Origin of the sequence: Kribbella qitaiheensis (assembly GCF_014217565.1) — a bacterium.
Taxonomy (GTDB): domain Bacteria; phylum Actinomycetota; class Actinomycetes; order Propionibacteriales; family Kribbellaceae; genus Kribbella; species Kribbella qitaiheensis_A.
In genome coordinates this window covers 6,660,609-6,673,071 of the sequence record NZ_CP043661.1, presented here as the reverse complement: position 1 = coordinate 6,673,071, position 12,463 = coordinate 6,660,609, and the positions used below count along the sequence as shown (strand labels likewise).

The following is a 12,463-nucleotide window of genomic DNA, read 5'->3' as shown; positions in this document are numbered from 1 at the left end:
CCACTAGACGGCAGTCCCTCGCTCGTGCCCATTCGATTGCGTATGGCACTTCACACGCGAGCGGGGGACTGCTGAAATAAATGAATAGTTTTACACGTAACCCGTGACCGCAACTCACGGAACACTTACCCGTCCCCCCGAGGGGTAAGTGTTCCGTGCGCCGGTCGCGGGCCTATCGTGCGGTTACAGCCCGATTTGCGTCGGTGTGTTAGGGGGCTTGCAACAAGTTGCAATTAGCTTGGGAATACATTCGAGAGGTGGTTGTGTTGGGCAATAGAGAACGATTCGTCACTCATGCGGAGGTGGTTGTTTGAAGCTCGGTCAGCAAATGCGGTACCTGACTCGTTGTGCATGTCTTGCGCGAAAGGATAGGGGCCGGGCTGGCTGTGAGAAGTGTTTGCGCCGCTACGCCTATGCGCGGAACGGCCAGACGAAAGGTTGCCGGTGAATCTCACGGACCGGCAATCCACGGGGACATTGCCCTCTCTCTTCACTATCCGAGGAGAATCGAGAGGGGGTGATGAGTACTGATTATTTCGGTGTCACTGCTGCTGACGTTTGCTGTCGGTGTCTTTGTGTTGATCCGCTACACGAGTCTCACGGTCATTCAGGCTGTGATTTGTGTTCTGTTCGGGTTCTTCCTGGCATCCAGCGAGTTCGCGCCGTATATCCGGCAGTTCCTGTCCGAGTTCCTCGGCGCAAAGTAACTGCCGTGTCCGGTGTCTGAGTAGCTGACACGGTCGGGCCACTGTCTAGGGAGGCAGTTTGTGGCCCGGCCACTCCCAGCAGTATCTATCGTGTCCTAACACGTTTGGAGTAGTTCTATGTCTTTGCAGGGTTCATGTTGTCTATCAAAGGTCGGTGATTTGTTCTGAACGTGCATTCCGCACGTCGTATGTCTCTTGAGCAAGTAGATGCAGCCCGCGCCCGATTTGAGGCGACTTTGCGCGCGGCTCCCCTGAACCTTCCCGCCGATACCGGCGTGGATGCTTTCGTCATCTCTTCGGCTGATGTTGCCGACTTGGTCCGGGAAATCAAGCGTCTCCGTTCCCGCTATTTCGTTCTCGAAGCCGCGTGCCGTGCCGGGTTGCTGGCAGCGGTCGAGAACGACTCTCGTCCTGCCCCGTTGTGGGTGCTGGACTCGCCGTGGCTTTACGTCACGGATGCCCTCGCCGCGCCCCCGGTCTTTCACCCGCTGGCCGATGTTCTCCCCTTGATCTTTTGGGGAGGTGAACAGCTTTGATGCGTCGCCGTGGCGCGGCCCCTTACCGGGGCCGCCCCGGCGGTCGTCGTGGCCGCCGGGACGAAATGTTCATGATCCCCGTCAATTACGGGCGCGGTAGTGATGCCTATTGGGTGGGCGAGTTGTTCCGCGTGTTGTGGCGTTACCGCGCGGAGCTGGCCCCGCTGTATTGGCTGGCAGGGTGCTTTATCGCGGGGGCATGGCTCCACGCGGTGCACCCCAATTGGTGGCCAGTGACCACACTGGCCGGTATCGCTGGAATTGCCACTGTCGCGATTCGTCCGGCCCGTTTGGTCGAGCGGTTTCCGTTGCTGGCCCGGTGGCGGGTACGGCTGTGGGGTGGCGGTTTTATCGGTTACGTGTCGGCATGGCTGTCTTGTGCGGCCATTTACGGCGCGACCGCTGGGCCGATGGAATCTTTCGCTCTCTTGGGTGCCGGGGTTTTCGCTGGTCCGTGGTTGTGGCGAGAGGACCGGCGACGCCTGACCCGCGTTCGGATTGTCCGCGACAAATTCCCTGACACTGCTGATGCTGCCGGGCTGACCGGCGCAAAGATGGTGTCGGCGATCATGGACCGGTGGGGGTGGACCGCACGGATTAAACTCCGGCGCGGCCAGACCTATACCGATGTGGTGAAACAACTACCGGAACTGGAATCGGCGCTCGGCGCGCGGGTTGGTGGAACCCGCGCCGAACCGGTCATGGAAGACGCGTCGCAATTCACGCTGCGGCTGGTCGAAACCGACCCGCACGCCGCGCCAGTAAATTGGGAACCACGTCCGGTATCGGTGACCGGGAAACCGCACCTGTCCATCACGCAACCCGTCACGGTCGGGTTGTTCGAGGACGGCACGCCCATTACCGTGCCGCTCTTGCGGAAGCATGTCCTGATCGGCGGCGCTACCGACTCCGGTAAATCAGGTCTGCTGAATGTGATCTTGGGCCGGATCGCGGAATGCTCAGATGCGGTCATGTGGGGTATCGATCTCAAGAAAGGAATGGAACTCGCGCCCTGGTCGAGCGTCCTTCTGCGATTGGCAACCGATAATGATTCCGCCGAACGTCTGCTGAAAGCGGGCGTGGATGAGTTGGAGAAACGCGCGGAATTTCTAATGGGCCGCGGCCGGCGTGAATGGTATCCGAAATCCGACGCGCCCGCTTTGTATATCATCATCGATGAATACGCGGAACTGTCCGCGCTTGGGCAACGGTATGCGGATTCGATTGCGCGGCGTGGCCGTGCAGTGTGTGTGAATCTGATCATCGCGACCCAGCGGCCGACGCAGAAAACGATGGGAGAAAATTCCGCGATCCGGTCCCAGATGAATATCCGGTTCTGTCTCAAGGTGAACGAGCGGCCAGACGTTGACCTGATCTTGGGCGCCGGGAAACTGTCGGCGGGGTGGGACACGACCGGGTTTGATGGTGCCGGGAAATTCCTGGTGTCCGGTCCGGGAATGGACACGCCGCGCAGGGGCCGTGCATTCCTGATCACCGACGCTGACGTGACCGCGACGGCCCGGACCTATGCCCGGACCGGGTCGGTTGCCGACACAGCCGGGGCCGGAACCTCTGAGAGCCGTTCTGACGGCCGGTCAGGGGGTCGGGAGACCACAGGGGCACCCTTGGGCGTCTCAGGGCCGGAAATGGCGCTCTGGGCCGCGCTGCGGGACGCCCCGCGCGAGGGGGTGACCCTGGCCGTGTTGCAGGCGGCCACCGGGAAGGGCCGCCCGTGGATCTACCGGCGTCTCAAGGCGGGGCAGGCCCGACGGCACCGTGACCAACCCCGACTACGGCCGGTGGAAGGCCACCACCCGCCCGCAGGATCACGTTACGTAAGTGTTCGCAGGTGTCCCAGTTGTGCACGAATCTCGCGCGCGCCCGCACGTTGAGGCACACGCTCCGGGGCGCGAACACTTCCGAGACACTTCCACTCCGGTGACACACAGTCACCAAATTGCCGGTGCCGTGAACCGGCTCGGAATGGCTGGGCCGACAACGACGGGGGTGGTCGCGTCGGCCCAGCCCGCGCGGCCCGCAACACAACCAGGGTGACCCGGCAACGTTTCGCGCGAACTAACGCGCAACTGACCTTACCGCCGACCGCAGGAGGCGATCACCAACGCCAAACCGGAAACGTCCCTCAAACCCCGCCGCAAAGGCGAGAAAGGAGAACACACAGAAACAACGCGCGGCGAAAACCTCGCCGCGCGAACTCGGAGACTACTGGAAAGACAAACCCCACAAACCCACCGATCCCGACATCATCGCGAGAGCCGCAAAATGGCCACTGCCTGACGATGCCTTAGCTGCCCTGCTAGCCCGCGTGCTTGGCATCATTGACGACTGACACACAAAGACGCCCGCTGTCCCCTCAGCATCTCGGGGGAACAGCGGGCGTCGGCTTTTAGATAGTTCAGGCGGCGAGATCCTTCATGAAACCGCCGAACGAAACACGCTTCTCAATCGGCATACGCGGATTCTTGTTCGCCTTGTGCAGCAACGGCGCACATACCATTTTGATGATCTCGCGGCGGGTCGCTACTTCCGGGATAGCAGCCCATTGCTCGGCTGCGTCCGGCCCGACCAAATCCTGAATGATATCCGGGACGGCAGCAGCCCGGATCGTTTTCTCAGCCAACTCGATCCGGTCACGCAAATCCTTTTGCATGTCCACAAAATCATCCGGGTGCATCGCGCCGGACATCCGCAAAGCCTTGTTCTCACCCAACTGCCGTTCCGCTAAAGCAATGTCGTCCTCATGGGCCTTAATGCTCGCATCGTTCACCCGACGCTGTGAAATGAGCCGCTGGTAAACATCCGGACGGGAAAGCCAAGCAACCAGCACCGACTCGACATAGGAATCGAACTTCGCGAAGTTTACCGACGAACAGTATTTCTTGCTGCACCGGTAAACAACCGCTGCACCGTTGTTCGCGGACTTGTGCTTGCTTTCCAGCCACGCGCCACACTCGGCACACCGAGCCGCATACGACAACAGCCATTCAGCATCCGGCTTGTCCTTCGCTTTCCTGCCGGTCCTGTCATGACCTTTGTCGTCACGATCAAGAATCCGCTGCACGTCCATGAATACGGCAGGGCTCACGATCCCTTCCCACTGCCCATCAGAAACCACAGTGCCGTAACTGGCCCGCTTCCCCATATAGGCCGCGTTCCTCGCAATGAACTCGACTGTCTGCCGCGACCACAGCAAACCACCCGGCGACGGAATACCCCGCGAGTTGAGATCCCTGGCGATAGCACCCGAAGTCGTCAACTTACGCAACTGCCTGAAAATGTTCTCCACCACATCGGACGTTGTGTATTCCTCTACCGTGCCGGTTTCGGTATGAACAGCGGTCCGCTCGGTCACGTCAAACACCTGCCGGTCGAAAGCGCCTGTTTTCTGATCCTTGAAACGCTCATACCCATACGGGCAACGCGACGCCGGACGGCCGTCCTTCTTCTGTTTGGCCAATCCACGGCTCACGCCGTCGCTCACCGCATCCGAGAACGTCTCACCCTGAACCGCCATATTAGCCAGTGAATTCCGGTCCGCCGTCACCCGAAGGTCATAAAGGTTTCCGTTGACCAGCCAGAAGAAGCAGCCGTTCTCAAAACACAGATTCCGCAGCATCGCGAACACTTCAAGATCTCGCTGTGACCGCGAAACATCAACAAGCACCAAGACATTAGCCTTACCCGTCTTGATCTCCTTCAAAAGCTCGGCGAAATCTTCCCGCCCAGCCGCCTTACGCCTGAATCGCGAAGCCGATTCATCGTTATCCGAGTACTCGCCGAGTTTGGTCCACCCGTTTTTCTCGATCTCCTCATTGTTCATGTCGCTTTGCTGGTCAACCGAATAGCTCTTGCGCTTCTGATCCTTACTCGCCCGCGCATAGCTCAACGCCATTACTTTCGCGCCGCCCAGCATCAACGCCATTTTGTCGGCCCACATAGACACACCCAGCGCACTAACAACCGTCATCTCGCTCAACCTCCCGTACCTCGAAGACTAGGACACGGAAGGGAGCGTCTACCGAAAGTGGACAGTCGTCGTCTTACCCGCTCCGTTCGGGCCGAGCAGCGAAAACACCGTGCCCGCCGGAACCTTCAGATCGATGCCGTCGAGGACCACCTTGTCCCCATAGGCCTTCCGCAGCCCTGAAACCTCAATCGCAAAATCTCTCATGCCGCTAGCTTCAGCGCCGCCCCAGACACAGCCCTGACACGCCGCTGACACGGCTCCTGACACGTGTACTGCGGGGGAGAGCCACCCACGCGCCTGCGCGCTCGTTCCTCCCTCACTCCCGCTCCGGCGCTCCCACCCACACCCCTATCCGCCGCTCCTCCGCCGCGGCTCGCGCCCGAGTGCAGGGGATGCGGTTAAAGAGTTCCTCACCACGCGCGGCGAACGGCCGCCTTCGGTCGAGTGGCAGGTCTCGTCGAACGACGCGGAACGGCACGCCGAATCGGCGCTCTGGGCCGGCATGGGACTGGGGAGCGGAGACAACAACTCCTGGTATTTCCCGTTGCGCTGGCCGTTCGCCGACGAAGATTCACCATTGCGTGGAGTTCCTGTGAGAACCTACCGAGCAACGCGGTGTCGAGGATCCGAAGACTGGTGGGCATTTCCCACGGTTGGGTCAATGACAGAGCCATTGCACCCGCTCCTGGCTTGGTGGGCAGTCCTGCTGGCGCTCTCCTCGATGGCCAGATACGAACCACGGCGGTCGGCACGAACAATTCGGATCGACGCGTCGCCGGATGCAAATGCTGTTGAGCACCCCTCGCGATGCGATCTTGGCGGCATGTCGGGATTCCACGTACTGTCTGCGCTGTGCCTCAGAAGATGCTGGGTTCTCATTGTTGGTGTGATCGGCGCGGTTGTCATTGGGGTAATGGCCGTCGTTCTTGACGCTCCTGCCTACCTTGCGTTCGGGGCGACGGCGGCGTTCGTAGCGATTGGAACTACCATGCCGTTCCAGTGGTTGGCGCGCTACCTCGTGACACGGCAGCCCAAGGCAGCCGAGGTCGTGCCCCGGGCCGCGGTTAGCTTCACGACTCTGGGCGTCGTCCTGTCGCTGTTCTCCACTCAGGCGATCGAAGCCAACGATTCGGTGATCCGGGCCATAGGATGGTTTGCCGTTGTGTTCGTCTCAGCCGCAGGTGCCATCGTCGTGGCGGGTCTTCGTTGTAGCGAGAAGCTGAACGCGACCCAGGGTTAACGGCGCTTGACGGTCACGTGTCAAGCGCGCGGGCAGTCGTCCCGCATCGCCCTGATAGCTGCCGACCTTAAGTTCGGTGCGCGCGGGTCAAGGGTCGGAGATCCCGAAGGGACGCCGTAGGCGCCCTTGACGCGTGCCGTGCCGGGCCGTGCCTTCCATGATTGCGAGCGGGGCGATGCGGGAACCCACCGGCAGACGGGTGCAGTCGGCCACAGTCGGACATTGGGTAGCTCGGTCCTTGCCCTGGAGGAGGATGAGCGGCAGAAGCTTCTTGCCTGGGTACCCGTCATCAAGACCACCATCGAGAAGGCTCAAGCAGAGGCTGCTTCGCTAGCTGCCAAGATGGTGGGAGGCGACCGATTCTCTCCCACGGGCTCCAGAAACCAAAACAGATCAGGGGCGGGACTGCCTCCTGACCTGCGGATACTGCTTGTGGAGCTTAGGGGATTCGAACCCCTGACCTCTTCCATGCCATGGAAGCGCGCTACCAACTGCGCCAAAGCCCCGCGGTGTCTTGCGGACTCCGGAAGTTTAGCGGATGGGGGGCTGCAAAGAAAAATCGGCGGGGTGGGGAGGGAGGTGAGGAAGAGCACGGGTGAGAGGAGTGGGTTGGAGCGGTGTGGGTGGGGCGTGGGGTGATAGGTCAGCGCGGGTTCGCAGTACGAGGCGGGGGCGCGGGTGCGGCGCGAGACCCGACGTCCGCAGTACGAGCGGCGGGGTTCGTAGTACGAGGTGCGGCGAGAGGCCCGACGTCCGCAGTACGAGCGGCGGGGCCCGTAGTACGAGGTGCCGGTTCGGCCTGTCGTACAAGGCTCGGTTCATCGCACGAGGTCGCGGTTCGTCGTACGAGGTGCATGCCAGTTCGCCGTGCGTGGTTGGGGGTCGTTGTACAAGGTCCGGGGGCGCGGTGTGGGGAGATGGCGCCGGGGGTGGGGGTAGGGTTGCGGTTCCGTGGTGTGGAAGAGGTTCGCGACGGCTGGTGGGTCAGCGTTGGGGGTCGTCGCTTAGGACTGGTTCGGGGAGGGAGCCGGCGTTCCATTCTTCTATGCGCCAGCCGGAGCGGCCGGGGAGGAGCGAGACCCAGTTGCAGTTGGAGAGGCCGCCGAAAGCGGGCCAGTGGGGCTTGGGGATGCCTAGGAAGAGGCAGATGCCTACGCGGGCTGCTAGGCCGTGGGTGGCCACGACCACCGTGTCGGAGGACTCCGCGTGTTCTACGGCTCGTTGGAGGGCTGGGGCGAAGCGGGCGGCTACTTCTTCTACGGTTTCGCCGGCGGTGCCGCGGCGTTGGGGTTCGCCGGAACGGATGCGGGCGGCGGCTTCGGGGTTGAGGGCCGCCAGCTCCTCCATCGTCATGCCTGCCCAGTCGTCGACGTTGATCTCGCGCAGGGCCTCGTCGTACTCGACCTTGAGGCCGGTCAGCGCGGCCAGCTCACCGGCGGTGGCGGCGGCGCGCTTGAGGTCGCTGGAGAAGAGGCGGGTCGGCGCCAAGGAGGCGAGCCGGGCCGCGGCTGCCCGTGCCTGGGCGAGGCCGACATCATCCAGTGGGATGTCGGCCTGGCCCTGGATCTTGTCCTGCAGGTTCCACTCGGTCCGGCCGTGTCGCCAGACGATCAGCCGGCCCGCGGTCATTCGGCCGGTGCCGAGGGGGCGGCGACCTGGGCGTCTGCCTCGAGCGAGCCGGCTTCGGCGGCCGCCGCGTCGTCAGCTACCGATGCCTCGTCGGATCCAAGGGCGGGGACATCCTCCTCGCCCGAGCGCGGCTGGACCGGCGCGGGCTCCGGGATCTTGCCGTCGGGGCCCGGGATCGGGATCAGTGGGCAGTCGCGCCAGAGCCGCTCGAGGGAGTAGAAGTTGCGCTCCTCGTCGTGCTGGACGTGGATGACGACCTCGAGGTAGTCGAGCAGCACCCAGCGACCTTCGCGAGCGCCCTCCCGGCGTACCGGCTTGGCGTCGAAGTCGACCCGGAGCTTCTCCTCGATCGCGTCGACGATCGCGCGGACCTGACGGTCGTTGGACGCGGAGGCGACCAGGAACGCGTCGGTGATGGCGAGCTGCTCGGAGACGTCGAACGCGAGAACGTTCTCGGCCTTCTTGTCGTGGGCCGCCTCGGCTGCTGCCTTGAGCAGCTCGACGACGCGTTCGGTGGCAGGCATGTGTTCCTTACTTACTAATGGTTGGTGTAGAGGTCGCGCTTGGCGATGTACTGGACGATCCCGTCCGGCACCAAGTACCAGGTCGGGTTGCCTTTCGCGACCCGCCGACGGCACTCGGTGGACGAGATCGCCAGCGCCGGTACTTCGAGCAGCGTCACCCGGTCGGGCGGCAGTTTGTCGAGCGGCAGCTCGAGCGACTCCGTACCGGGCCTGGTACAGCCGACGAACTGGGCGAGCTTGAACATCTCGTCCACGTCCCGCCAGGTGAGGATCTGGGCGAGCGCGTCGGCGCCGGTGATGAAGAAGAGCTCGGCATCGGGGAACAGTCCGGACAGGTCCCGCAGGGTGTCGATCGTGTACGTCGGCCCGGGCCGGTCGATGTCGACCCGGCTGACCGAGAACCGCGGATTCGAGGCGGTGGCGATCACCGTCATCAGATACCGGTCCTCGGCGGGCGAGACCTCACGGTCGAGCTTCTGCCACGGCTGCCCGGTCGGGACGAAGACGACCTCGTCCAGATCGAAGTACGCCTGTACTTCGCTCGCTGCCACCAGGTGGCCATGGTGGATGGGGTCGAAGGTACCGCCCATCACCCCGACCCTGCGGCCAGGCCGTACCCCGGAATCCACCATCGTGTTCAGCCGCTCAGCCGCTCAGCTGTGCGGCCGGCCCTTACCCAGGATCACGGTGACTAGCAGCAGCGAGACCAGCACGAACAGGGCGAACCCGCCGTACCACCAGGGCGAGATGTGTGACGCCTCGCCGGCGGCCTCTTCGACAGCCGCCAACTGCGGCAGGAGCAACGTAGACATGAGGCGAAGCCTATCTCCTGCCGGGATACAAGAGCGCGACCGGTGGGCACTGGCCGCCCCTGGTGGGGCGGCGAGCCGGCCGGTCGCGCGGGAGGTGGGTCAGCTGTGCCGGATGTAGCGGGTCAGCAGCCGGCGCCATGCGGAGGGCACAGCAGCCGCACGCTGGTGCATGGCGGCGACACGGTGCATCTCGTCGATGTGGGCACGGGCAACTTCAGGGGTGATCATGATTCCTTCGCAAGGTCTGTGGTGGATGTCGGTGCTGGTGGGCCCCGGCACTTGAATTATACGATAAGAAGAGTCTCTACACAAACGAATTAAAGGCAGATCAGCGGATCTCCCTACGAATCTCTGGTGAACGAAGGAGCAACCCCGGATGGATGCGATCGATCGGCAGCTGGTCGAGGCTCTGCGGGCCAACGGGCGGTCCAGCTGGGCCGAGCTCGGGCGGGTAGTCGGCCTGTCCGGGCCGAGCGTCCAGGAGCGGGTCAAGCGGCTGGAGGACCGCGGCGTACTGCTCGGCTACCGCGCCGTTGTAGCGCCGGAGCAGGTCGGGCTGGGGACGAGCGCGCTGATCGGGCTGTTCCAGCGCGACGACGTGGAGACCGACGACATCGTCGACGGGGTCCGGGAGATCCCGGCGGTCGAGGACTGCTGGTTCGTGGCGGGCGACCAGGAACTGGTGGTGAAGGTCCGCGTGCCCGACGTGACGCAGTTGGAGGCGGTGGTCGGCAGCCTGCGCCGCGTCAACGGCGTGGTCCGCACCCGCACCACCGTCGTCCTCTCCACCCGCTGGGAAGCCCGCCCAGCTCCCCTTCCTGACTGACAGCCGGTACTAGGGCGCCGCTGGCAGGTGGGAGCCCAGCTAGACCTGGGAAGCCGGTTCGGGGAGAGCGGCCGGCTCTCGGCGGGCGTAGAGGATGGCTGCGGCGGCGATGGCCAGTACTGCGCCTCCTGGGTAGAGGAGGTGCGGCGCGTATTGGTAGACAGTGCCGCCGATGGCGGGGGCCAGGAACATGCCGCTGATGGAAGCAGCGGCGTACAGGCTTGAGTAGCGTCCGACCATTCCTTCCGGTGCAGCGTCAGCGACGTGGGCGGTGGCTGTCGGCTTGTAGAGCATCTCGCCTGCAGTTATGAACACGGCCGCGATCACGGCACCCCCGAGTACCGGCCAAGCGCCCAGGGCGCCGTAGCCGAGCCCGACGAGCAGGACGCCCGCAGAGATCACCCGTAGGGCGTGGTGGCTACGGAGGTGAACAGCAAGCGGTGCCTCCAGTACGACGATGACTACCGAGCTCAGGCCGATCAGTACGCCGTACGCGACCGCGGGTGAACCAGTGTCGTGCAGTAGGAGCGGCAAGGTGGCGTAGAGCTGGCGGTAGACGGTGTCGACCACCACGATCGCGCCAAGCAGCACCAGCACGGAACGGTCGCGCAGGAGAGCTCGCCACAACCCCGAGGCCGCTGCACTCACAGTGCGGACACCGGCCGGCACATAGCGCCAAACCACAGCTGCAAGTACCAGGCTGCTCGCCGCGTCGAGTACGAAGACCAGAGAGAAGTTGTACGCCGCCAGTAAGCCGCCGAGCGGTGGGCCGATGGTGAAGCCGGCGTTGCTCGCCGATCTCGACAGGGCGATCCCCTCGCGGCGGCGTTCAGTGGGAAGCGCTGTCGCGACCAGGCCGCTCAGGTTGGGCCTACTAGCACCTCCGCAGAGTCCGGCGACGGCGGCCAGGACAGGGAGGCTGCTGGTCGGGACAGCGGGCATCGCGAGGCATGCGGCAACCCACGCGAGCTGGCTACTCACCGCTGCAGTGCGCAGGCCGAAGCGGTCGCCGAACCAGCCACCGCTGAGGTTCCCGAGCAACAGGCCCACGCCGTACGCCGAAGCCGCCAGCCCGGCGCGTTGCGCAGACATCCCGCGGTCCTGGACCAGGTAGAGCGTCAGGTAGATCCACGCCAACGCCCCGGCCGAACTGACCAGTTGCCCGAGCATCACCGCCTTCAACCACCCGGGCAACTCCCCCACTCGCCGCCAGTACCCGCGCATCGACACTCCCAGAAATATCGAGTGAGTTCCTTTTAGAAACTTACTTGGCCGGATAGCGTGGTGGCAACCCGATTGGAGAGTCCTGTGCGGCGCAGCAGCTACTCCCCCGAGCCGGACTGTGCGATCGCGCAGTCCCTCGGCGTGATCGGCGACGGCTGGGAGCTGTTGATCGTCCGGGACCTGGCTCGCGGGGTCGATCGGTTCGATCTGCTGGCCGAGTCGCTGCACATCTCCCGGAAGGTGCTGACCGAGCGCCTCAACGGGCTGCTCGACAGCGGCATCGTCGAGCGCACGGCGTACCAGGAGCGCCCGACCCGGCACTCGTATCACCTCACGCCACGAGGGCGCGCGTTGCTGCCGGTCCTCGTCGCTCTGCAGGACTGGGGCGACCGCTGGCTGCTCGGCGATGGCGAGCTCACCGGCACCAATACCGCGGACGAAGCGCCGGCCCATCGCGTCCACGAGCTCGTAGGACGGCAGATTCCGGCAAACCTCTTGCTACCGGCAACCAATTCGGATTCCGTACTGCGGGATGTGGTTGCTGCCGACAACAACGCGACGGTGATCTTCGGCTATCCGGCGACCGGGCGGCCATCGCCGTTGCCGGAAGGCTGGAGCGACATCGCCGGTACGGCGGGGTGCACGCTGGAGAACAAGTTGTTCGCCGAGCGCGCGACCGACTTCGCCGCAGCCGGCATCGCAGTACACGGTGTGAGCACTCAGCGCCCGGATGAGCAGAAAAGGTTTGCGGAGCTGGAGAACATCCCTCACACCTTGCTCTCCGACACCGACCTGACACTGGCCGCCGCGCTGCGCCTGCCGACCTTCCGCGCCGGCGGCTACGAGCGACTGAAGCGCATCGTCATCATCGCGGGACCGAACCGCACGGTCGCAGCGGTCCGCTACCCGGTGACCGATATCCCCGAAGCCGTCAGCTGGGCCTACGACACCGCCCGGCAACTGGTCTGACAGCTGGA

Annotated in this window: 13 protein-coding genes, 1 tRNA gene and 1 pseudogene; 6 read left to right on the top strand and 9 right to left on the bottom strand. The window is 63.9% G+C overall.

Annotated elements, in window-relative coordinates:
* The first annotated feature begins 539 nt into the window (after positions 1-539).
* The 3 genes from F1D05_RS31745 to F1D05_RS31735 all read left to right on the top strand — a co-directional run bounded on the left by F1D05_RS31745 (position 540) and on the right by F1D05_RS31735 (position 3,135).
* Positions 540-707, top strand: coding sequence for a hypothetical protein (locus tag F1D05_RS31745; RefSeq protein ID WP_206685912.1), 168 nt, complete (start codon positions 540-542; stop codon positions 705-707).
* A gap of 188 nt (positions 708-895) precedes the next feature.
* Positions 896-1,243, top strand: coding sequence for a hypothetical protein (locus tag F1D05_RS31740; protein WP_185444046.1), 348 nt, complete (start codon positions 896-898; stop codon positions 1,241-1,243).
* Between the two features lie 71 nt (positions 1,244-1,314).
* Positions 1,315-3,135: an FtsK/SpoIIIE domain-containing protein gene (locus tag F1D05_RS31735; protein ID WP_185444045.1), complete on the top strand. Its 1,821-nt coding sequence runs from the start codon at positions 1,315-1,317 to the stop codon at positions 3,133-3,135.
* Between the two features lie 524 nt (positions 3,136-3,659).
* On the opposite strand, the gene F1D05_RS31730 is transcribed toward F1D05_RS31735, so the two are convergent.
* Entirely contained in the window at positions 3,660-5,231 is a 1,572-nt protein-coding gene (locus F1D05_RS31730) for a recombinase family protein (RefSeq protein ID WP_246486851.1), read from the bottom strand.
* A gap of 48 nt (positions 5,232-5,279) precedes the next feature.
* A complete protein-coding gene (locus F1D05_RS31725) occupies positions 5,280-5,435 on the bottom strand; it encodes an ATP-binding cassette domain-containing protein (RefSeq protein ID WP_428994976.1) in 156 nt (51 codons plus the stop codon).
* Positions 5,436-5,733: 298 nt separating this feature from the next.
* Between F1D05_RS31725 and F1D05_RS31720 the strand changes: the two genes are divergently transcribed.
* A complete protein-coding gene (locus F1D05_RS31720; RefSeq protein WP_428994975.1) occupies positions 5,734-6,471 on the top strand; it encodes a YaaC family protein in 738 nt (245 codons plus the stop codon).
* Between the two features lie 433 nt (positions 6,472-6,904).
* Here the strand turns inward: F1D05_RS31720 and F1D05_RS31715 are convergent.
* The 6 genes and pseudogenes from F1D05_RS31715 to F1D05_RS42325 form a co-directional block, all read right to left on the bottom strand.
* A tRNA-Ala gene (locus tag F1D05_RS31715) sits at positions 6,905-6,977 on the bottom strand.
* Between the two features lie 478 nt (positions 6,978-7,455).
* Positions 7,456-8,100: a histidine phosphatase family protein gene (locus F1D05_RS31710; protein ID WP_185444042.1), complete on the bottom strand. Its 645-nt coding sequence runs from the start codon at positions 8,098-8,100 to the stop codon at positions 7,456-7,458.
* Between the two features lie 164 nt (positions 8,101-8,264).
* Positions 8,265-8,624, bottom strand: a pseudogene (gene rsfS / locus F1D05_RS31705) (ribosome silencing factor); the annotation flags it as partial.
* 14 nt (positions 8,625-8,638) lie between these two features.
* The gene (nadD, locus tag F1D05_RS31700; protein ID WP_281388818.1) at positions 8,639-9,256 is read right to left on the bottom strand and encodes a nicotinate-nucleotide adenylyltransferase; all 618 of its coding nucleotides are present in this window, start codon (positions 9,254-9,256) and stop codon (positions 8,639-8,641) included.
* A 21-nt stretch (positions 9,257-9,277) separates the two neighbouring features.
* Positions 9,278-9,436: a hypothetical protein gene (locus tag F1D05_RS31695; RefSeq protein ID WP_185444039.1), complete on the bottom strand. Its 159-nt coding sequence runs from the start codon at positions 9,434-9,436 to the stop codon at positions 9,278-9,280.
* A gap of 99 nt (positions 9,437-9,535) precedes the next feature.
* Positions 9,536-9,664, bottom strand: a complete 129-nt coding sequence (locus tag F1D05_RS42325) for a hypothetical protein (RefSeq protein ID WP_281388817.1) — start codon at positions 9,662-9,664, stop codon at positions 9,536-9,538.
* Between the two features lie 148 nt (positions 9,665-9,812).
* On the opposite strand from F1D05_RS42325, the gene F1D05_RS31690 reads away from it, so the two are divergent.
* The gene (locus tag F1D05_RS31690; RefSeq protein WP_185444038.1) at positions 9,813-10,262 is read left to right on the top strand and encodes an Lrp/AsnC family transcriptional regulator; all 450 of its coding nucleotides are present in this window, start codon (positions 9,813-9,815) and stop codon (positions 10,260-10,262) included.
* A gap of 39 nt (positions 10,263-10,301) precedes the next feature.
* Here F1D05_RS31690 and F1D05_RS31685 read toward each other — a convergent pair whose 3' ends face one another.
* Complete coding sequence (locus F1D05_RS31685) at positions 10,302-11,486, bottom strand: MFS transporter (protein WP_246486125.1); 1,185 nt, start codon at positions 11,484-11,486, stop codon at positions 10,302-10,304.
* An 84-nt stretch (positions 11,487-11,570) separates the two neighbouring features.
* Between F1D05_RS31685 and F1D05_RS31680 the strand changes: the two genes are divergently transcribed.
* Entirely contained in the window at positions 11,571-12,455 is an 885-nt protein-coding gene (locus F1D05_RS31680) for a winged helix-turn-helix transcriptional regulator (protein WP_185444037.1), read from the top strand.
* Positions 12,456-12,463: the final 8 nt, after the last annotated feature.

Coding starts and splice junctions, on each gene's coding strand:
- F1D05_RS31740 (WP_185444046.1), top strand. CDS start 896: ATGTCTCTTGAGCAAGTAGATGCAGCCCGCGCCCGATTTGAGGCGACT.
- F1D05_RS31735 (WP_185444045.1), top strand. CDS start 1,315: ATGATCCCCGTCAATTACGGGCGCGGTAGTGATGCCTATTGGGTGGGC.
- F1D05_RS31730 (WP_246486851.1), bottom strand. CDS start 5,231: ATGACGGTTGTTAGTGCGCTGGGTGTGTCTATGTGGGCCGACAAAATG.
- F1D05_RS31725 (WP_428994976.1), bottom strand. CDS start 5,435: ATGAGAGATTTTGCGATTGAGGTTTCAGGGCTGCGGAAGGCCTATGGG.
- F1D05_RS31720 (WP_428994975.1), top strand. CDS start 5,734: ATGGGACTGGGGAGCGGAGACAACAACTCCTGGTATTTCCCGTTGCGC.
- F1D05_RS31710 (WP_185444042.1), bottom strand. CDS start 8,100: ATGACCGCGGGCCGGCTGATCGTCTGGCGACACGGCCGGACCGAGTGG.
- nadD (WP_281388818.1), bottom strand. CDS start 9,256: ATGGTGGATTCCGGGGTACGGCCTGGCCGCAGGGTCGGGGTGATGGGC.
- F1D05_RS31695 (WP_185444039.1), bottom strand. CDS start 9,436: ATGTCTACGTTGCTCCTGCCGCAGTTGGCGGCTGTCGAAGAGGCCGCC.
- F1D05_RS42325 (WP_281388817.1), bottom strand. CDS start 9,664: ATGATCACCCCTGAAGTTGCCCGTGCCCACATCGACGAGATGCACCGT.
- F1D05_RS31690 (WP_185444038.1), top strand. CDS start 9,813: ATGGATGCGATCGATCGGCAGCTGGTCGAGGCTCTGCGGGCCAACGGG.
- F1D05_RS31685 (WP_246486125.1), bottom strand. CDS start 11,486: ATGCGCGGGTACTGGCGGCGAGTGGGGGAGTTGCCCGGGTGGTTGAAG.